This is a genomic window from Flavonifractor sp. An112, assembly GCF_904377885.1.
Lineage (GTDB): Bacteria > Bacillota > Clostridia > Oscillospirales > Oscillospiraceae > Flavonifractor > Flavonifractor avicola.
In genome coordinates this window covers 1-18,123 of the sequence record NZ_CAJFGT010000081.1, presented here as the reverse complement: position 1 = coordinate 18,123, position 18,123 = coordinate 1, and the positions used below count along the sequence as shown (strand labels likewise).

Genomic DNA, 18,123 nt, shown 5'->3' with positions numbered 1-18,123 from the left:
GATCTCTTTCCGCAAGGCCGTCCAGGTTCCCCTCGGTTTCTTCCGATTTTGGTCAGATTTTCATGCCCTCTCGCAAGGCGCTCAGATAGAATATCACTCTCGCCCCCATTTGTCAACACCTTTTTTCACTTTCCGCCCTTTTCTCTTTCCGTTCTTCTTTTGTCATTCTCTGGTTGCGACAGGGTTGGAATTATGCTACTCTATTCTTATTACAAAATCCAACGGAAAGGGGCCATACCCATGCCCATTAAAATTCCTGATTCACTTCCCGCTACCGCGGTGTTGGAGAGCGAAAATATCTTCGTCATGACCGAGCACAGAGCCCTGCATCAGGATATCCGTCCTTTGAATGTAGTAATCCTGAATCTGATGCCCACTAAGATCGTAACGGAGACCCAGATCCTTCGCAAGCTGTCCAACACCCCGGTACAGATCGAAGTAGAGCTTCTTCGGACTGCCAGTTACCATTCCCAGCACACGGATGAAGATCATCTTGCTTCCTTCTATACCACCTTTGATGAGATCAGAGACCGCAAATTTGACGGCATGATTATCACCGGCGCGCCGGTGGAGAACCTGGAGTTCGATCAGGTGGACTACTGGCCTGAGCTGTGCGAGATCATGGCTTGGAGCCGCACCCATGTCCACTCTACCCTCCACATCTGCTGGGGCGCCCAGGCGGGGCTCTATTTCCATCACGGAATCGAGAAGCGCTCTCTCCCTCAGAAGCTGTTCGGCGTCTTTGAGCACCGGGTCCTCAAGCCCAGCTCTCCCCTGTTCCGCGGATTCGACGATGTATTTTATGCCCCCCATTCCCGCTATACCGAGGTGTGGGAGGAGGATATCCGCAGCACCCCCGGCCTGGAACTGATTGCAGTTTCCGCCGAGGCTGGCGTATACGCCGTCAAGACCGAAGACAGCCGGCAGTTCTTTGTAATGGGACACCCGGAATACGATCCCGATACTCTGGCCAAGGAATACTGGCGGGATGTAAACAAGGGGCTGGATATTGCCGTACCCGCCAACTACTTCCCCGGGGATGATCCCACCAAGGTTCCCGTGGTGCGCTGGCGAAGCGCGGGCCAGCTTCTCTATACCAACTGGCTGAATTACTACGTGTACCAGACCACGCCGTACGACTTGAACGAAGTATAACAACAGCGCCCGTCCCGGAATACCGGAGCGGGCGCTGTTTCTATAGGGTAAGCTTAGCTTTCGGCCTTGTAGCCGATCTTCACCTGGGCAGTGCCGGAGTTGGCGGAGCTTCCCATGCGTGTCAGGGTATAGTCCTCGCCACAAACAAGGCCGTCCACGGAATAGCCTTTGCCGCCCACGGTGTCGATCGCCTGGGTCAACCCAGCCCAGTAGCTGCGGCCATCCCAGGAATATTGGATCGTCAGCTCGGTCTCGCCGTCCCGGACTGCCTGCTCCAGGATGCCAGTATAATAGGCGAGAGCCTCCTCATCGGTCATATCCGGCAGAGGGTACTGTAGGGAGGCTTTGAACACCCCGCTGTCCTTGTTGGTCCCGCCGCTGAACAGCCGGTAGTCCACCCCGGAAACTTTGCCGTTTGCGGTGACATAGCCCTCGGCGCTCATCACGCGGTAAGCTTTGGAGGCATAATAGTCGCCGTCCCGGTCCGGGTAATCCGCGGGCTGGAACTCCACCTGGAAGGCCCCGCTGTCAATGGCCTCCTCGATCTGGTCCACATACTTCTGCAGCTCCTCCCGGTCCCACTTGTTGTTAGTAAGGGTCACCACTCCACCGCTTTTGGCACTGAGGTCATAGTCTTTGGTCTGCCAGTTGGTATGGTAGGTGTAGCCGTCAAAGGTGTACCCCTCCACCTTCATAGTGTTACAGGCGATCTTAATGGCTTCGTCGGTGTATCCGGTAAGGGTCACCGTTGTGGTGTAGCAGTCCATTTCGGCGATGGCCTTTTCCAGAATAGGCACAATCTCCAGGGCAGTGGCCTGGTCTTGATTCTGCTGCTGCTCCTTATCTGCCTGGGCTGCCTCCTGACGGCGCTTCTGCTCCGCCGCCACATCATCCCGTCGGAACTTAAGCGACATCTCCCGTGAGTCAAAGGTGCCGTAAGCGAACTCCGGGTGTTGGTCAATGATGGCGTCCGCCACTTCGCGACTGTACTTGGACAGGGTGTTGGAATCAAAGCCGGCGTCGGACAGGTCAATGGTAAAGTACAGCGCGTCGCTCAGCTGCTGGTCGGTGAGGGCCTGCAGCTCCGCCTGGGTCCAGGTGGGGACACCTTTCAGAGCAGAGGCGCAAGCGGCCAGGATAGCATCCACCCGCTCCTGCCGCTCATCGGCCATCGCCTGGTCCGTGGAGTCCAGCAGGTCCTCATCGTACTTGGTGCTGGTGCAGGCGTGGACGTCCTCCCAGCCCCGGTGGCTCCGACTGGCCATCACCTTGTCGCTCTTTAGAAAATAGGTGTAGCGGATATAGTCGCCGCCCTGGGTGGTAGGGTCGTCCCAGGTGGTATCCACATGGTACCACTGGCCGTCCACCTGCACCAGGTTCCATGCGTGGTAACCGCCGGCATAGCCGGTGATGGTCTCGTTGGGGATACCTGCGGCGTCCAGCATGGCCTCGTAGGCCTTGGCATAGCCCGAGCAGACGGCGGTTCCCTTCAGCAAAGCCCCCTCGGCCTGATGGGAGATAAAGGGCATATTTCCGATGTCCACCCGGTAGTCATAGTCGCAGTGGGTGACCAGATAGTCGTGGAGGGTCTTGACCACCTCGTAGTCGCTCATATTGCTGGTGATCAGCTCGTCCACCACCCGCTCGGCCTCCGCCTGGGCCGCATCGGAGATATAGCGCCAGTCATGGTCGGCCACCGTACCGACAGAGATGGTGCTGTTGGTGTAGTACACCGCCAGAGTCTTGGCAATCTGCCCGTCCTGTTCGTAGGCGTTCAGATGGGTGATCCCGTAGGGATTTTCACCGTCCATATCGGCGATCTTCAGGGCCAGCTTCTCCGCCTGAGATGCCTCCAGGCCGAATTCACTGATGTCGATGGCGGACTTCCGGTCCAGAAATCCGGTGGTGATGGCCAGGGTGGCTCCAGCCTCGTTGCTCAGCACCGGCTGCTCCTGGGCCGCCTCGCCTCCCAGCTGCTTCCACAAGCAGTAGACCACATCGGAGCGGGGGCAGTTTGATTTGGCGGTAAATGTAAGTCCATCGGTGAGGCCGCTGTTTCTGGCCCAAGCCACGGCAGCGGCGGACCAGTCATCACCCTGAGCCTCCTCCCCGGCAAAACGGCACAGGAAGGTGAGGATCTGGTCATAGGTCAGAGTCGCGGTTAGGTTGAACCGGCCGCCTCCCACGCCGTTGGTGATCCCCTTCTCCACCGCCCAGAGCACAGCTTTATAGTAGAAGGCATTCTTGTCGGTGACATCGCTGAAGCCGGTGGAGACGCCGGTGGGAGTCGGGGACCCGGCGGCACGCCACAGGAAGGTCACCGTCTCCGCCCGGGTCACGGTCCTCTCCGGGGAAAAGACGCCGTTTCCAGTGCCCTGGGTAATCTCCTCCTCTACTGCCCAAGCCACCGCGTCGGCGTAGTAGGCATCGTCCGGTACGTCCTTAAAGCCAGTATCCGCCGCTGACGCAGTGACCGGCAGAGCACCCGCCGTCAGCACCAGGGTCAGCAGCAGAGCAAGAACCTTTTGTATTCCTCTCATAACCAGCAACCTCCTTCTTTCTTCTGTGGTTTAGCCAAAGATGGCGTCCTGTGCGGCCTGAGCCGCATCATCCACCAGATCCTGAGCCGCATTCAACGCGTAGTGGTACTCGCAGTAGCCGTCTTTGTACACCGGCTGGTCGCAGGATTTGCAGTGACCTCCACAGGCAGTCAGGCTGGCAGCAAGGGCCAGGGCAGCGATCAGAGCCATCATCTTTTTCATCGTTCTTGTCTCTCCTTATTGTGTCAAATTATGTTGGCAGAGACGGAAAGGCCAACAGGCCTCCCCGCACTCTCTGTGATAGAGTGCCACGGAGAAGCCCATCGGTTTTATGGTTTTGCAATTTTTTTAATTTTTTTTGGAATCGGTCACAACCCACCGTTCCTCAGGAGTGCCTCCGCCTCATCCACCGTCATGGCCGCTTCCGCCTCCTTCTGATTGCTGAGGATCACCTGAGCCGGATCGGGCAGCGACTCTGCCGCTCCCATGGTCAGGCCGCCGGCACTCTCCGCAAAGGCCCAGGGTTCCTCCACCAAGCGGGAGGTATAGTAGTTGGTGTCGGCCCACAAAGTCCCGTCCTCTGCCAGGAACACCGTATAGCGCAGGCCGCTGCCCGCGAAGAAGTCCCAGTCTTCCTGGAGAATGGTCACCGCCTGCCCGTTCTGACAGGTGACAATGGTCAGGACGCTCTGCGACCAGGGGAGATCCGGATCCGACGCCACAAAGAGCAGCTCCGGGGTGCCGTCGCCCCACACGTCAGCCAGGGCCACCGGAGATAGGTCGAAGATGCCGTCATACCACCTGGCGTAGGCCTCAATGCCGTCCCTCTGTTCCTCCAGCACACCGACGTAGGCGGCGGCAGCTTCTGGCGTAAGGCCTCCTTCCTCCGCCGGGGCGGCGTGGTCGCTGAGGCGGACAAACTCATAGTGGGCGGGATCGTCCAGCTCCAGATCCCATTCAAGCTGGATGGTCCGCTGAGGGTCGGGGGAATCCACGATATTGACCCCCAAAAGCACCCCGTCATAGCCCTCCGGCACCCGAACGGTATAGGTCACATCCTGGTAGGTATCTACGGTGATCTCCCGCTCCAGGCCGGAACGGTTGCTCTCCTCCCAATCCCCGTAGTTTATGCCGCTGGTCCACTGCTTCTCATAGGTGATGGGGTAGGTCTCCCCGTTGTAGTCCACCTGACCCTCTCCTGTAGCCAGATCCTGATTGCCGGTGCCTGCCCGCTGATCGGGGAAGTAGAGCTGACCGGTGTACCAGTCGTAGAGGCCGTACTCCTGAGTGAGGATGGTAAACGCCAGGGAGGCGCTGCCGGGATTGCCCATGCGAACCTGAGCCGTATTGGTGTAGCGGATCGTATAGGTCACATACCCTTCCCCGTCCGGCTCACTCACCATGATATCCGGCTTGGTAAGTCCGCCAGCGGAGGAGAGCACCTCCAAAGCCGGATCTCCTACCATAGCAGTCAGCGGCACATCCTCGTAGGCGCGGGGCTCCACCAGGGTAAAGCCGTGGAGCGCCCCGAAAGAGGTATTGTCCGGTGCCTCTGACTGGAGGATCTCCGGAGTCTCCGACGCCGCAGGCTCAGCCGAGCCAGATCGGAAGGCAAGCCCCACTGCCGCACCGCCGATGACCACTGCCCCAGCCAGGATGGCTGCCACCACTTTCACCGAGATGCCTGCGGCGGCCGCACCTGCAGCCGTACCAGCGGCACCAGACCCTGTGGAAACACCAGTTGCCGCACCGCCTGCTGCCGTCGTTTCGGCGGCAGCCGTTCCACCGGCTGCGGTGGCCGATGCAGCGCTCCCCGCCTGGGCCAGCACCCGGCCAGCCATGGTTGCAGCGGTGGTTCCGTCCAGAACGGTGCTCTCCGCCTCACGCCGCAGGAAGTAGAGCAGCAGCAAAATGGGGCTGACGCTGTAGAGCTTCACACCCTTGCGCTCGTAATCCTCCACCCCGGCCTTGATGCTCTTCCGGGCGTAGTTCAGGCGGCTTTTCACCGTGCCCTCGCTGGTTTCCATGGCCTGGGCGATCTCCCGCACGCTCATCTCATCGTAATAGTAAAACAGCACACACATCCGCTGCTCCGGCGGCAGAGCATCCACCAGATCCAGGATCATCCGCCGGGTCTCCTCGTTGTCCAGAGCCTTCTCAGGCACCAGGGTCTCGTCCAGGTTCTCCACGTCGTCCAGCAGGGAACCGCCCTCCTCATCTTCCGGAATCTGCCACTCCTTGTGGGGCGCAGAAAGCAGGTGACGGCAGCGGTTTGCCGTAATACCGTTGACCCACCCCCAGAAAGCTGCAGGTTCTTTCAGCTTGTTCAGGCTCGTCAGCATGACGATCAGCACGTCCTGGGCAGCATCCTGGGCGGCCTCTTCCTTCTTCAGCATCTTCTTGCAGTGGTAATAGACCTTATTCTGTACCGCCAGCACCAGGGTCTCCTGGGCCTCCCTGTCCCCCTGAATGCTTTTCTGGATTAAATCTTTCAGTTTCTCCTGGTCCATCTTCCTGTCGTTCCCCTCTCTCCTGATAAAAAATGCTCTGCTTCACGCCATACTCCTCCGCCTCCCGAAGAAGGCAGCGGCGGAGGAACTGAAAAAATGTGATGGATTTCGTTGCACATTCTCCTCCCTATAGTGTACAGGATATCGTGCTGAAAAGGAATCATTTGGTTTTATTTTTTAAAAGATTCCATACTCCACATCATAATCGTTTCAACTGTCTCACGGACAACACAGCAGAAGCCGGCCCACCTGCGAAGAGGTGGGCCAGCCTTTTGCAGGACGGGGTGCGGTCAGGCGGAGGCGCCCAGCTGCTTCCACAGGCAGTAGACCACGTCGGCGCGCGGACAGTTTGCCTTGGCGGAGAAGTTCAGGCCCTCGGTCAGGCCGCTGGACTGGGCCCAATTTACCGCAGCGGCAGACCATTCGTCCCCCGTAGCACTCTCACCGGCAGCCCGGCACAAAAAGGTGAAGATCTGGTCATAGGACAGGCTGCTGGACAGGTCGAACATTCCGCCTCCCACGCCGCCGGTAATACCCTGCTCGGCCGCCCAAAGGACAGCATTATAGTAGTAGGCGCTGGGGTCGGTGACGTCGGTAAAGGGAGAGGCGGAGGACGCAGGGGCGGGCGATCCGGCCGCCCGCCACAGGAAAGTAACCGCCTCAGCTAACAGAGTTGGCGGGAGAGAAGGTATTGGCGCCGGTGCCGGTGGTGACCTTCTGGTTTACCGCCCACTGCACCGCATCGGCGTAGTAGTCTCCGGTAGTCACATCAGTGAACCCAGCCACCGACTCGGCGAAGTGGAGAGTGGCCTGATCCAGGCCTTCATTCAGGCCGCCCATCTCGATCTGGCTCCACTGGAGGGCGGTGCCGCCGTAGTAGACATCGGTCAGGCTGTCACAGCCATAAAAGGTGCCGCTGGCAATTTGGGTGACACTGACGGGGATGGTGACCGTCTTCAGGCTCCGGCAGAACCGGAAGGCGTCCTGCATTTGGGTCACGCCGCTGGGAATGATACAGTTCTCCAGGCTGATGCAGTTTTCAAACAGCCGCATGGGCAGGGTTGTGATGCCAGCGGGCAGACGCACACTGGTCAGACTGGTGCAGTTGCTGAGGGCCCACTCACCCAGATAGGTCACGCTGTCGGGGATGTACAGACTGGTCAGGCTTTTGCAGTTAGCCAGAGAGGAGTTGGCCAGGGTGGTCACGCTGTTAGGCAGAGTCAGACTGGTCAGATCAGAGCCAGAGAAGGCGTCATATCCGATGCTGGTGATGCCATCCGGAAGGGTGACGCCAGTCAGAGAGGAACAGGCTGCGAATGTATCCCGGGGAATGGAGGTCAAATTCTTGCTGAGGGTCACATCAGTCAGGCCGCTGCACCCATAAAACACGCCCTGCCCCAGAGCGGTGACACTGTCCGGCAGGACCACCTGCTCCAGGGAACTGCAGGCGCCAAAGGCCTGCCGCCCGATGGTGGTGACAGTGCTGGGTATGGTAACACTCACCAGCTCTTTGTGCTGATTGAATGCGTAATCCCCAATGGCAGTGACAGTTACACCGTAGATCTCAGCGGGGATGTTCGCCTCGGTGACGGTCTCATCTGCACGGGTGATGGTACCGGTGGTAGCATCAAAGTAGAGCTTGCCGCCGGAAACCTCATAGGTGAGGTCCGCCGCCTGGGCAGGCAGGGACAGGGCCAGGACCAGCCCAAGAGTCAGAACCAGGGTTAGGAGTCTGCGTACTTTCATGGAACATCTTCCTTTCTTCTTTTTGATTCCGATGTATAGTGCGCAATCACCCCCGGTTGGTTTTACAAAAAAGAAAAAATTTTGGGCGGTAACGTAAATCAGCTATCATAACCATCCTGTTGGCTGCCAGAGCGTCCGGGGACAGCATATCACAGCCGGGCTTGTAGCTTTCGTTCCTCTTGTGCGCCGTCCCCGGCGTCCTACAATCCAGTTTCTGACCAAATTCGGATACTCGCCCTGACTGATGCAGATATTCATATTCAGGCACCACAGGGCAATCTGCAGTCAACAAGCAAAAAAGAAAACCGGCAAAGCATTGCAGTGCAATGCTTTGCCGGTTTCGTTGGCTTACTCCCACTTCTCAACCGAAACAGCAACTAAAACAAATTTAGTTTAGTTTTGGCTGTCATGGTATCTTGAGAGGGCGTATTATCTTCATTCCCAATTCATTTCAAACTGTGCACAATCAAATTTCAATCACAGATTGCAATCAATGAATTGATGGTCTAAGAATACATCATAGACAATTCTCTGTCAAGCTAATGCGCTAAATTTTTGTTATGAAGCCAGATCACTGACATCTACCGATTTAACTTCCTGAGAACCGCACAGTAGATCAATAGTACAGGACTGATTGTCCTATTGATATCCAGCCAATTGACAGCGCACATAAATTGCACTATAATCGTAGTGCAAGGAGGTGCGATACATGGACTCTAATATGACGTTTCGGATGGACAGTCAAACCAAGGCAAAAATGACCGAAATTTGTGCTAATCTGGGTATGACCACATCTACCGCCTTTAATATCTTTGCAAATGCCTTTGTCCGGGCCAACGGCATGCCCTTCCCCGTTAAATTGGACATTCCAGCGCCCACAACAGTAACCCGGTCCCAGATGTTGGCCGATGCAGACAATATCTTGAGCGATTTTGCCCAGGACTACAAGAGGATGGCGGAATGATTTGGGTCACGGCAGATGATGTGATTGCCATCCACGCCCGTGTGATCGAAAAAAGCGGCGGTTTGGATGGACTGCGGGACAGGAGCATCCTGGAGTCCGCAGTTTCCGCACCGCTCCAGTCCTTTGGCGGAAAGGAACTATTTCCCACTGACCTTGAGAAGATCGCCAGGATCGGCTTTGGACTGGCAGCCAATCATGCGTTTCTAGACGGAAACAAGCGCATCGGCGCTATGGTGGTACAGCTTCTACTCAAATGGAACGGCTATGTCCTCCAGCTGCAGCAAGGCGAACTGGCGGATATGTTCATCGCTATTGCTGACGGTTCTGCTCAGGAGCAAGATTTACTGCATTGGATCAAACAGCATTTATGCAATAACTTTTAAACCACCTTTCACAGGAGAGGCAACACAAATTGTTGCCTCTCCTGTCTTTTTATAGTGCAGGGAAATACTGTTCCATTATGGACATAATGGGAAGCGGTTTGTGGAAGACGTGCCGTTTAAGCGTACATCGTACTATTTCGTACATTGTTGATATCATATTTTCCCGTGTTCTTTCTTCGCAAATTGTGCTGCTTGGAGGCAGGTCAATTTGCAAAAATCCCTCTGAAATATGCTGCCTTACAACGGCTTTTCAAATGGCGTATTAGCAAGGTATTAGCAGGAAGGTCTATTCGGACTTTTGCAATCAAAAATCTATCTAGACCATCCTATCAGGGGTTTTGCTTTGGATGGACGATTGGGGGGCTTATATGCGTTATAGCATATAAAAAAGAATCTTTCCAGAGAAATAATACGACAATATTAGAGGCTTTGCAACAACCAAAACAGTGTCAGCTTTTAGTGTATAGCACAGTCACATTTTTGTGTGTGCTCGAAAATCGTTCAGCTGAGTCTCTACTCCAGGAATGATTGCATTAATCATGCTAGAAAACTGTTTATGCGCCGTTTCAACTTTCGCTTTACTGTCAAGGCCACCAGCAGACTTATGCGCCGTTTCAACTTTCGCTTTACTGTCAAGGCCACCAGCAGACAAGGCCGGGTTTAACTGTTCAAAAAATGACAAAGAAATTTTTACACATGGTTTCCACCAATTTTTGCACCTGTTAAAATCTTTGGAATCGTCAAAATGCAAATTTATCTTTGAAGCTATAGGAGTCCCGAGTAAAATTTCAAGGCAGTTCGAAATTGCAGAAAGAAGCAGTATTCTTGAACCTCGCTTGGAAAGAAATTTCAATTGATTTTTATCTACTTCCAAAGCATCTCTGACATTACATTTATGTTGTAGTTCAGCCTTCATATCATCAATAGTTTTAATTAGCGAGTATACAAATATAATATGTTCAGCATGAAGTTCATCGCTAAAAGTGTTTGAGTACATTTGGTTATTAATCCAAATATCTTTCTTACTACTGTATGCATCGACAGGATTTCCATTAAAGGCAAGCAGTGTTTGCGCAACTGTGTCCGGATCAAATACCTCTCTCAACCTTGGACGCATACTATTTCTTCGCCCACCATTATAGTACAGCTGTGGATATTTTGAAAATTCTTCTCGCAATCTTGTTTGGCATATATCATTACTTCTGAAATCAGAGGGCACCATTTCATTTTGCCGATTGTTATTAGCAATTATTTCATCAATAGTTGCCCAGCCCGCACATTGAGCCGCCTGGTCAGGCTGCTGGCCGTGGTTTTCAGCCCCAATCTCTCCAGCATTTCCGCACCGCTTCCCTGCCACACCGGCTGCTCCGGTGTCACCAGTTGGGCTACCTGCTCCAACAGCGGATCAGGTGGTTCCTTCCACAGCTCACAGTCCGCCCCCTCCAGCGTCCAAGTCAGATTTTCTTCGTTGCGGCGCAGGCGGAGCCGTTGGTCGGGCTGGTCACGGCCTACAATGTCCAGGATAGCCCGGTGGTCGGTACGCTTCTCCTTGTGCAGCAGAAAAGCTCCGTCGGCACATCCCAGCAGGCCGGTAGTGCCGGAAATCATTTCAAAGCTATCCTCCGCCTGCTGCTTTCTGGTGTGGTGAACGATGAGAATGCAGATATTGTGGAAGTCAACAAAGGTTTTCAGCTGGCCGATGATCTCATAGTCGCTGGCATAGCTATAACGATCTCCTGCCGTCTCCCGCACCTTTTGCAGGGTGTCAATGACAATTAACTGGGCTTGGGGGAACCGTCTGAGAAAATACTCCATCTGCTTCTCCAATCCCTGTCCGAGTTGTTTGGCAGCCACTGCCAACATTAAATCCCCGTGGCCATCTACCCCAAACATCCGGGCCATGCGCTCCTGGAGCCGCCGGTACTGATCCTCCAGGGCCAGATAGAGCACCGCTCCACGATGTACTTGATAGTCCCAGATGGCTTGTCCTGTACTGACGGCGTAGGCTATCTGGAGCACCAGAAAGGATTTGCCGATCTTGGGCGCTCCGGCAAAGAGGTACACTCCTTTGTATAACAGACCATCGATGACCGACTCCTTGACCGGGAAGGTCTGATCCATCAGCTCCTCCATTCCAACCATGTGGAGATAGTCAGGGCTTTGCATCTGCTCCCACTCACGCAGACGTTTTTCAATGTCCTCTGTGGGATTTTCCGGGTATGGATTGCCTTCTGCTGGATTTTCTGCTATAATAATTGCGTTCTTTACAAGCGGTTGCCCTCCATCTGTTGCCGCAGATGGGTTCAGGGCAGCTGTTTTTTTATCTTCTGGCATGGTCGCTTCCCTCCTTCATTCCTGTGAGAAGTTCGGCCATCAACCGCAGAATCTCCACCATCTCTGGGGCCGCTGCCATTCCAGGTTCTAGTCGCTTTAACTCTTCTACGACTCCATTTAGCTCATTTCTCAATGCCTTGTAAACTCGTGGATTGCCCTGAACAATCACATCCCGGCAAAGAATGCGCCTGGTAATGTATTCCTGCTTGGTCAGTCCGGACAAGCGCACCGCCCGTTCCAATTCCAGATCTTCTTCCGGCGAGATCCGAAAGGACACCACCTTATTCCGCCAGCGTCCCCTTCGATCCAGGCATTTCTGTGACATATTCCCCACCCCTTTCAAAATCCAGTTGATCTGCCATCTGCCGCTGTTTGGATGGAAACAGGTGTGCATAGCGGTATGTAATATCAATGGTCTCATGGCCCACCCGGTCAGCAATGGCCAGGGCTGAAAACCCCATATCGATCAGCAGACTCACATGGCTGTGTCTCAAATCGTGCAGACGAATCTCTTTTACGCCGGTTTCTTGGCACCCACGGATCATTTCATGGCGCAAATAGTGCTTTGTTACAGGAAAAATTCTGCTGGTTTCATCCGCACCATAAATCTGTCGGAAGTAGTCCTGCAATTCCTCACACAGAAACTTGGGAAGCTGGATCGTTCGATTGCTCTTGGGCGTTTTGGGTTCTGTAATGAGGTCCTGCTTGTCAACTCTCTGATAGGACTTATTGATGGTCATGGTCCGCTTTTCAAAGTCAAAATCCCGTTTTGTCAGGGCCAGCAGCTCCCCCAGGCGGACCCCCGTCCAGTACAGCACTTCAAAGGCATAGAAAGACATAGGCTTGTCCATCATGGCATCCGCAAACCGGAGGTATTCTTCTTTGCTCCAGAACTCCATTTCCCGCCGCTCTTTCTGTCCCATGCTGCCCGCCTTGGTTGCCGGATTGACTTGCAGCTCATAAAATTTGACTGCATGGTTGAAAATGGCCGTGAGTTGATTGTGAATATTACGCAGATAGGTATCTGTATAGGTGTCTCCCTGCTTGTCGCAGAGCTGGCGCATTGTGTTTTGCCATTCCAGTACATCCCTGGCGGTAATCTCACAAAGCCGCTTTTTCGCAAAATAGGGCATGATTTTACTCTGGATCACACTTGCTTTTGTTTTCCAAGTGTTCAGACGCACCTTGGGCTTCATATTACGCTCATACAACTCCACAAAACTCTCAAAGGTCATATTGTTGTCAGCCTTCCGCTGCATCAGGAACTGCCGCTCCCACTCCAGGGCCTCCCGCTTGGTAGCAAAACCACGCTTTACCTTCGGTCTGCGTTCCCCTGTCCAGTCAGTATAACGAAACTGCAAATACCAACTGCCGTTCTTTTTATCCTTATACGCCGGCATAGCTTCCGTCTCTCCCCTCATCCTTGGTGGCGTACATCTTCTCATGGAAGAATCTGCGGTCCACCCGTCCCTGGAGAACGATGAATCCCCTCTCTTCCAACTCCTTGTTCAAGGTACGGATCACCTTGTAGGCATAGGCCACAGACACACCAAGTTCATCTGCTACCTCCTAGGCACACATATAGATCTGTTCCTATTTCATACAATCATTCCTTTCTTATTTCACAACTGTTTTCAGTTGAGTTGTGCTTATAATATAATACTAATTTGCTTTAGGCAATGCATTTCTTGTCGATTCTAAAACTTTTTTATTTTAGTCATTGACGGTATTGCGTTTACTCTGTTATACTGATATAAACAAAATTGAGTGAGGAGATCGAATATGGCAATTGGTGAGCGGATTCGGTTCTTTCGCAATCTGCGTGGAATGACATCGAAGGTGCTGGGAACAGCAGTCGGTTTTTCTCCCCGCACTGCCGAGGTTCGTATGTCCCAGTACGAGAAGGGTCTCCGTACGCCCAAAGCGGATTTAAAGGAGCATCTGGCGCATCTCCTCCAAGTATCGCCTGATGCCTTGAACGTACCGGATATTGATACCTATCAGGGGTTCATGCACACACTCTTTGCCATTGAAGATCTCTATGGCCTGCAGATCGGAAAGCTGGACGGGGAGCTTTGCCTTCATTTCAACAGCATCGATGCCCGGTTAAAGTTCCGGGACGACTTCAATGCCTGGTATACGATACTGCGCCGGTATCAGTTGGGAGAGATCTCCAAAGAGGAATATGACCATTGGCGGTACACCTTCCCGGAAGCCAAAGCGCAGGAGACCCGCGACAGGCTGGATGCCCTGCGCCAGAATATGGCCGATTCGAAGGAATAAAAAACGGCTCTGCCGACTGTACACACAGTCAGCAGAGCCGTTTGGCTTCTGTCAGAATTGGGAATTTTGTCGCAGCCTGTCACATATATTCCACCGGCATCCAATAACCGTTAGAATAACTTGGCAACATGCGGTGCAATCATTTTGCAATCAATATGCCGTGAGAATTTTGAAAAAACCTGCATTTCCAAGGCTTTACGGGCTCAAAAATACAGTTTTTTCTTATTCCCACTCAATGGTTGCCGGGGGCTTACTGGTAATATCGTAGACGATACGGTTGATGCCCTTGACCTCGTTGACGATACGGGTGGAAATACGGTCCAGTACGTCATAGGGGATACGGGCCCAGTCAGCAGTCATAAAGTCGCTGGTAGTAACAGCGCGGAGGGCCAGCGTATAATCGTAGGTGCGGCCGTCGCCCATAACGCCCACGGAGCGGGTGTTGGTGAGTACGGCGAAATACTGGTTGATGTTCTTGTCCTCACCGGCGGCGGCGATCTCCTCCCGGTAGATGGCGTCGGCGTCCCTGAGGGTATCCAGCTTCTCCTTGGTCAGATCGCCGATCACACGGATGGCCAGGCCGGGGCCGGGGAAGGGCTGGCGCATGACCAGGTACTCGGGCAGGCCCAGCTCGCGGCCCAGCTGACGCACCTCATCCTTAAACAGCAGCCGCAGGGGCTCGATGATCTCCTTGAAGTCCACATAGTCGGGCAGACCGCCTACGTTGTGGTGGCTCTTGATGACGGCGGCATCGCCGGCACCGGATTCAATGACGTCGGGGTAGATAGTACCCTGGACCAGGTAATCCACCCGGCCGATCTTCTTGGCCTCTTCCTCAAAGACACGGATGAACTCCTCGCCAATGATCTTACGCTTGCGCTCAGGCTCAGCCTCACCGGCCAGCTTCAGCAGGAAACGGGTCTCAGCATCCACCCGGACAAAGTTAATATCCCAGCGGGCAAAGGCAGCCTCCACCTCGTCGCCCTCATTCTTGCGCATGAGGCCATGGTCCACGAATACGCAGGTGAGCTGCTTGCCCACTGCCTCGGCCAGCAGTGCGGCCGCCACAGAGGAGTCCACACCGCCGGACAGGGCCAGCAGAACCTTGCCGTCGCCCACCTTCTCCCGGATATCCCGGATGGCAGTGTTCTTGTAGTCGCCCATGGTCCAGTCGCCGGTGGCGCCGCACACCTCATAGAGGAAATTGCGGATCATGTCCACACCATGCTGAGTGTGGTTTACCTCGGGGTGGTACTGCACACCGTAGAAGCCCCGCTTCTCGTCGGCAATGGCCACATTGGGGCAGGCGTCGGTGTGGGCGGTGAGGGCAAAGCCCTCGGGCACCTTGGCCATATAGTCGCCGTGGCTCATCCAGGAGATGCCCTGCTCCGGCAGGCCCTTGAAGAGCTTGCAGGTAGTATCGTAATAGGTCTCAGTCTTGCCGTACTCCCGGGCGGTATCCTCCTGGGCAGCAGTGACCTGGCCGCCCAGGGTGTGGGCCATCAGCTGGCAGCCGTAGCAGATACCCAACACGGGCACGCCCAGCTCAAAAATGGCAGGGTCCACATGGGGGGCCTTCTCGTCGTACACGCTGTTGGGGCCGCCGGTAAAGATAAAGCCGATGGGCTTCATGGCCTTCAGCTGCTCCAGCGGAGTGGTATAGGGCTTGACCTCGCAGTACACGCCGCACTCACGGACCCGACGGGCAATGAGCTGATTGTACTGGCCGCCAAAGTCCAGAACGATCACGGTCTGATGGGACATTCAAGTTCCTTCTTTCTATGGAGTCTGTAGGTTTCCGAAAATTTGCGTAACAATTATAGCTTAGAATATCATATTTTTTCCCCGGGCGCAATACTTCTCCCATGTCCGCGCCGCGTTTGAAGCAGGTGATACCATCCCCCGCCGAACAGGAAGCTGGTGACACGTCCTGTCACTGGATTACCCAGCAAAAGCAGCAGCCCCACCCATACCAGCAGCACCTGCCACGGTTGGGCCAGCAAATAGGGGAATTTCAGCCGAAGCAGATGGAAGAAAAAGCCGTGGAGCAGATAGATGGACAGGGTATTCTGCCCCAAAACAGTTATCACCGGGATTTTGCGCTTGAGGTGAGGGGCCAGGCCTGCAAACAGGAGAAAAATCACACTGGCCGCGCAGCACATGATAAGTCCCCGCATCTGCCAGCTGTAGCCCAGATCCTCATAGCCGTAAGCGCCCAGCATCATTTTTGCGGTCACACCCTGCCGCAGCAGCAGCCACTCCAAAACCACGCAGCAGGCGGCCGCAAGGCCCAGCACAATCCCTCTGAGGGTCCGTCCTCCCCCGTTCCAGCGGGCTCGCAGGCCGTCCGCCCGTCTGAAGTAGTAGCCCAACAGAAACCAGGGCTGGAAGGCGATAATCCGGGAGGCGCTCCACTGGTAGTCGATGCTCTTGTCACAGCCCACCAGCAGCGCCAAAGCTACCGACGCGGCGACCATCAGCCACCGCCCTGTGGGGGACGGCGCGTCGTACACCGGCAGCAAGAGCGTGTAAATGGCCAGCACAAAGAGGTACCACAAGATCCAGTAGGGCCTGGAAAACTGCACATGAACCCAGGGGTCCCCCAACTTTTCCACAAAGGCGGTGTACAACCACTGGAGGACCAGATAGGGCAGCGCCATGCCAAAGATCCACTTGCTCCGATCAAACCTGGCAAACATTCCGCTGAGAAACAAAAAGGCAGGCATATGAAAGGAGTAGATTACAGCATACAGCGTCTCTTTGTGGGGAAATTCCCCCGCAATCTCCAGCAGGTGCCCCAGCACCACCAGGGCAATGAGCAAAAAGCGCAGATTATCATACTGATATTCCCTTGTTTTCACGTCCGGCGCGCCTTCTTTCCACGACAGCCTATGCCCGCTTAGAATATCATGTTTTCTTCCCTCCCGCAATAGCAGCAAAAAGGCCGCCGAGTTCTGACAGCTCAGCGGCCTTTTATTCAGGCACCTATCTCCGCGCCGCCCCACTCTACAACGGTAAAGCCAGTGCACTCCGGAGCAGCAAGCGTCTGGGGCTCCACCTCCACCGGCTGGTCCAGCCCCTGCCAGGCCATGAACACCCGGATCAGAGTATCCGGGGCCGGGTCTATGGTCAGCGTGGCGCTGTCGGTGTAGGCCTTTGTCTGGAACGAAATCAGGTTATAGGGGTTGTGCTCCATCTTAGGCAGCCAGTAGATGATAAACTCGTTGGCCTCCTGCTCCGTCAGGCCCAACTGGGCCAGGGCGCCCTCCAGAAATGCGGCTGTGTTTTCCCCAGCTACGCAAAAGCCGGTGGAAAAGTCGTATTCGGTCTGGCTCACGCCCTCCCAGAACAGGCAGTAATACTGCCGTCCGGTGGTCGGGTCCGTGAGGGTCCCGTCGGGAGAAGCGTCCACCGTCCAGCTGTCCCCATAGGCGGGATAGGTGGAGGTCAGTTTCCCATCAAAGTCCAGGGTAACGGAGACCTTGGTTTCTTCCTCCGGGTAAAGGTAGATCACCGGTTTTTCAGCCGCAGGGCCTCTGTCCGGAGCACTGCATCCGGTCAGCGAGGCGGCCAGCAGGCAGGCCGCCAGGGTCAAAGGAACCAGTTTACGCATAAAAACTCCCCCTTCCAGATTCTTAGGTCCTTTTTATCAGACGAATCCGGAAGGGGGAAGTTCCCAATTTAATTAAATCTGGGTAATATCAATGGGCCGCAGGTCGGAGGGCCGGCCCTGGGTGCGAATGGTGAGCATGGCCCGTGCGGTGTCAATAGCCGTGATGCAGGCCACGGAGTGCTCCACGGTGGAGCGGCGGATCTTGAAGCCGTCGGTGTCGTGGCGGCGGCCCCGGGTGGGGGTGTTGATGACCAGGTCCACGGTGCCCGAGGCGATCATGTCCAGGATGTTGGGGTGAGCCTCGGACACCCGGGCCACCTTACGGGCGGGGATGCCCACGGCGTTGAGGGCGTCGCAGGTGCCGCTGGTGGCCAGGATCTCAATGCCCATGTCGGCAAAGCCCTGGGCGATACCGATGATCTCGCCCTTGTCCTCGTCCTTGACGGTGATGATGATGCGGCCACCCTTCTTGGGAGCCTTCATGTTGGCGCCCTTAAAGGCCTTCAGCAGGGCCTGGGGGAAGGACTCGGCCAGACCCAGGCACTCGCCGGTGGACTTCATCTCGGGGCCCAGGCCGGTGTCCACGTCGGTGAGC

Annotated in this window: 17 protein-coding genes and 2 pseudogenes; 4 read left to right on the top strand and 15 right to left on the bottom strand. The window is 55.1% G+C overall.

The window, feature by feature from the left end; genetic code table 11:
- The first annotated feature begins 240 nt into the window (after nucleotides 1–240).
- Nucleotides 241–1,155 carry a homoserine O-acetyltransferase MetA gene (metA, locus tag IHN22_RS10960; protein ID WP_191435337.1) on the top strand — a complete coding sequence of 305 codons (915 nt, stop codon included), beginning with the start codon at nucleotides 241–243 and terminating at the stop codon, nucleotides 1,153–1,155.
- A 53-nt stretch (nucleotides 1,156–1,208) separates the two neighbouring features.
- Here the strand turns inward: metA and IHN22_RS10955 are convergent, their stop codons facing one another.
- From IHN22_RS10955 to IHN22_RS10935, 6 genes and pseudogenes are all read right to left on the bottom strand, one after another.
- Nucleotides 1,209–3,695, bottom strand: a complete 2,487-nt coding sequence (locus IHN22_RS10955; RefSeq protein ID WP_191435335.1) for an S-layer homology domain-containing protein — start codon at nucleotides 3,693–3,695, stop codon at nucleotides 1,209–1,211.
- A gap of 30 nt (nucleotides 3,696–3,725) precedes the next feature.
- Entirely contained in the window at nucleotides 3,726–3,917 is a 192-nt protein-coding gene (locus IHN22_RS10950) for a hypothetical protein (protein ID WP_087271833.1), read from the bottom strand.
- Nucleotides 3,918–4,063: 146 nt separating this feature from the next.
- Nucleotides 4,064–6,205 (bottom strand): RNA polymerase sigma factor, encoded by a 2,142-nt coding sequence (locus IHN22_RS10945; RefSeq protein ID WP_191435334.1) that lies wholly within the window; start codon nucleotides 6,203–6,205, stop codon nucleotides 4,064–4,066.
- Nucleotides 6,206–6,495: 290 nt separating this feature from the next.
- Nucleotides 6,496–6,714, bottom strand: a complete 219-nt coding sequence (locus IHN22_RS12905) for a hypothetical protein (RefSeq protein WP_365814137.1) — start codon at nucleotides 6,712–6,714, stop codon at nucleotides 6,496–6,498.
- Nucleotides 6,715–6,720: 6 nt separating this feature from the next.
- Nucleotides 6,721–6,852 (bottom strand): annotated as a pseudogene (locus IHN22_RS12900) (S-layer homology domain-containing protein); the annotation flags it as partial.
- A 13-nt stretch (nucleotides 6,853–6,865) separates the two neighbouring features.
- Nucleotides 6,866–7,951, bottom strand: coding sequence for a leucine-rich repeat protein (locus IHN22_RS10935; protein ID WP_191435339.1), 1,086 nt, complete (start codon nucleotides 7,949–7,951; stop codon nucleotides 6,866–6,868).
- A 709-nt stretch (nucleotides 7,952–8,660) separates the two neighbouring features.
- Between IHN22_RS10935 and IHN22_RS10930 the strand changes: the two genes are divergently transcribed.
- Both IHN22_RS10930 and IHN22_RS10925 read left to right on the top strand, forming a co-directional pair.
- Complete coding sequence (locus tag IHN22_RS10930; RefSeq protein WP_191435332.1) at nucleotides 8,661–8,915, top strand: type II toxin-antitoxin system RelB/DinJ family antitoxin; 255 nt, start codon at nucleotides 8,661–8,663, stop codon at nucleotides 8,913–8,915.
- The gene (locus tag IHN22_RS10925) at nucleotides 8,912–9,298 is read left to right on the top strand and encodes a type II toxin-antitoxin system death-on-curing family toxin (RefSeq protein ID WP_191435330.1); all 387 of its coding nucleotides are present in this window, start codon (nucleotides 8,912–8,914) and stop codon (nucleotides 9,296–9,298) included. Before IHN22_RS10930 ends, IHN22_RS10925 begins: the two co-directional genes overlap by 4 nt.
- A 472-nt stretch (nucleotides 9,299–9,770) precedes the next feature.
- Here IHN22_RS10925 and IHN22_RS10920 read toward each other — a convergent pair whose 3' ends face one another.
- From IHN22_RS10920 to IHN22_RS10900, 5 genes are all read right to left on the bottom strand, one after another.
- Nucleotides 9,771–10,655: an AIPR family protein gene (locus IHN22_RS10920; protein WP_191435328.1), complete on the bottom strand. Its 885-nt coding sequence runs from the start codon at nucleotides 10,653–10,655 to the stop codon at nucleotides 9,771–9,773.
- Nucleotides 10,547–11,419, bottom strand: a complete 873-nt coding sequence (locus IHN22_RS10915) for an AAA family ATPase (protein ID WP_300986466.1) — start codon at nucleotides 11,417–11,419, stop codon at nucleotides 10,547–10,549. Before IHN22_RS10915 ends, IHN22_RS10920 begins: the two co-directional genes overlap by 109 nt.
- A gap of 199 nt (nucleotides 11,420–11,618) precedes the next feature.
- Nucleotides 11,619–11,957, bottom strand: coding sequence for a plasmid mobilization protein (locus tag IHN22_RS10910; protein WP_191435326.1), 339 nt, complete (start codon nucleotides 11,955–11,957; stop codon nucleotides 11,619–11,621).
- Nucleotides 11,914–13,032, bottom strand: a complete 1,119-nt coding sequence (locus tag IHN22_RS10905) for a site-specific integrase (protein ID WP_191435324.1) — start codon at nucleotides 13,030–13,032, stop codon at nucleotides 11,914–11,916. The genes IHN22_RS10910 and IHN22_RS10905 overlap by 44 nt, the downstream gene beginning before the upstream one ends.
- The gene (locus tag IHN22_RS10900; RefSeq protein ID WP_300986461.1) at nucleotides 13,019–13,180 is read right to left on the bottom strand and encodes a hypothetical protein; all 162 of its coding nucleotides are present in this window, start codon (nucleotides 13,178–13,180) and stop codon (nucleotides 13,019–13,021) included. Before IHN22_RS10900 ends, IHN22_RS10905 begins: the two co-directional genes overlap by 14 nt.
- Nucleotides 13,181–13,414: 234 nt before the next feature.
- On the opposite strand from IHN22_RS10900, the gene IHN22_RS10895 reads away from it, so the two are divergent.
- The gene (locus tag IHN22_RS10895; RefSeq protein WP_191435322.1) at nucleotides 13,415–13,915 is read left to right on the top strand and encodes a helix-turn-helix domain-containing protein; all 501 of its coding nucleotides are present in this window, start codon (nucleotides 13,415–13,417) and stop codon (nucleotides 13,913–13,915) included.
- Between the two features lie 222 nt (nucleotides 13,916–14,137).
- On the opposite strand, the gene guaA is transcribed toward IHN22_RS10895, so the two are convergent.
- From guaA to IHN22_RS10875, 4 genes and pseudogenes are all read right to left on the bottom strand, one after another.
- Entirely contained in the window at nucleotides 14,138–15,679 is a 1,542-nt protein-coding gene (gene guaA, locus IHN22_RS10890) for a glutamine-hydrolyzing GMP synthase (protein WP_191435321.1), read from the bottom strand.
- Nucleotides 15,680–15,747: 68 nt separating this feature from the next.
- Nucleotides 15,748–16,776: an acyltransferase family protein gene (locus tag IHN22_RS10885; RefSeq protein WP_191435319.1), complete on the bottom strand. Its 1,029-nt coding sequence runs from the start codon at nucleotides 16,774–16,776 to the stop codon at nucleotides 15,748–15,750.
- Between the two features lie 116 nt (nucleotides 16,777–16,892).
- Nucleotides 16,893–17,528 carry a hypothetical protein gene (locus tag IHN22_RS10880; protein ID WP_191435317.1) on the bottom strand — a complete coding sequence of 212 codons (636 nt, stop codon included), beginning with the start codon at nucleotides 17,526–17,528 and terminating at the stop codon, nucleotides 16,893–16,895.
- A 72-nt stretch (nucleotides 17,529–17,600) separates the two neighbouring features.
- Nucleotides 17,601–18,123 (bottom strand): annotated as a pseudogene (locus IHN22_RS10875) (carbamoyl-phosphate synthase large subunit); the annotation flags it as partial.

Coding starts and splice junctions, on each gene's coding strand:
- metA (WP_191435337.1), top strand. CDS start 241: ATGCCCATTAAAATTCCTGATTCACTTCCCGCTACCGCGGTGTTGGAG.
- IHN22_RS10955 (WP_191435335.1), bottom strand. CDS start 3,695: ATGAGAGGAATACAAAAGGTTCTTGCTCTGCTGCTGACCCTGGTGCTG.
- IHN22_RS10950 (WP_087271833.1), bottom strand. CDS start 3,917: ATGAAAAAGATGATGGCTCTGATCGCTGCCCTGGCCCTTGCTGCCAGC.
- IHN22_RS10945 (WP_191435334.1), bottom strand. CDS start 6,205: ATGGACCAGGAGAAACTGAAAGATTTAATCCAGAAAAGCATTCAGGGG.
- IHN22_RS12905 (WP_365814137.1), bottom strand. CDS start 6,714: ATGTTCGACCTGTCCAGCAGCCTGTCCTATGACCAGATCTTCACCTTT.
- IHN22_RS10935 (WP_191435339.1), bottom strand. CDS start 7,951: ATGAAAGTACGCAGACTCCTAACCCTGGTTCTGACTCTTGGGCTGGTC.
- IHN22_RS10930 (WP_191435332.1), top strand. CDS start 8,661: ATGGACTCTAATATGACGTTTCGGATGGACAGTCAAACCAAGGCAAAA.
- IHN22_RS10925 (WP_191435330.1), top strand. CDS start 8,912: ATGATTTGGGTCACGGCAGATGATGTGATTGCCATCCACGCCCGTGTG.
- IHN22_RS10915 (WP_300986466.1), bottom strand. CDS start 11,419: ATGGATCAGACCTTCCCGGTCAAGGAGTCGGTCATCGATGGTCTGTTA.
- IHN22_RS10910 (WP_191435326.1), bottom strand. CDS start 11,957: ATGTCACAGAAATGCCTGGATCGAAGGGGACGCTGGCGGAATAAGGTG.
- IHN22_RS10905 (WP_191435324.1), bottom strand. CDS start 13,032: ATGCCGGCGTATAAGGATAAAAAGAACGGCAGTTGGTATTTGCAGTTT.
- IHN22_RS10895 (WP_191435322.1), top strand. CDS start 13,415: ATGGCAATTGGTGAGCGGATTCGGTTCTTTCGCAATCTGCGTGGAATG.
- guaA (WP_191435321.1), bottom strand. CDS start 15,679: ATGTCCCATCAGACCGTGATCGTTCTGGACTTTGGCGGCCAGTACAAT.
- IHN22_RS10880 (WP_191435317.1), bottom strand. CDS start 17,528: ATGCGTAAACTGGTTCCTTTGACCCTGGCGGCCTGCCTGCTGGCCGCC.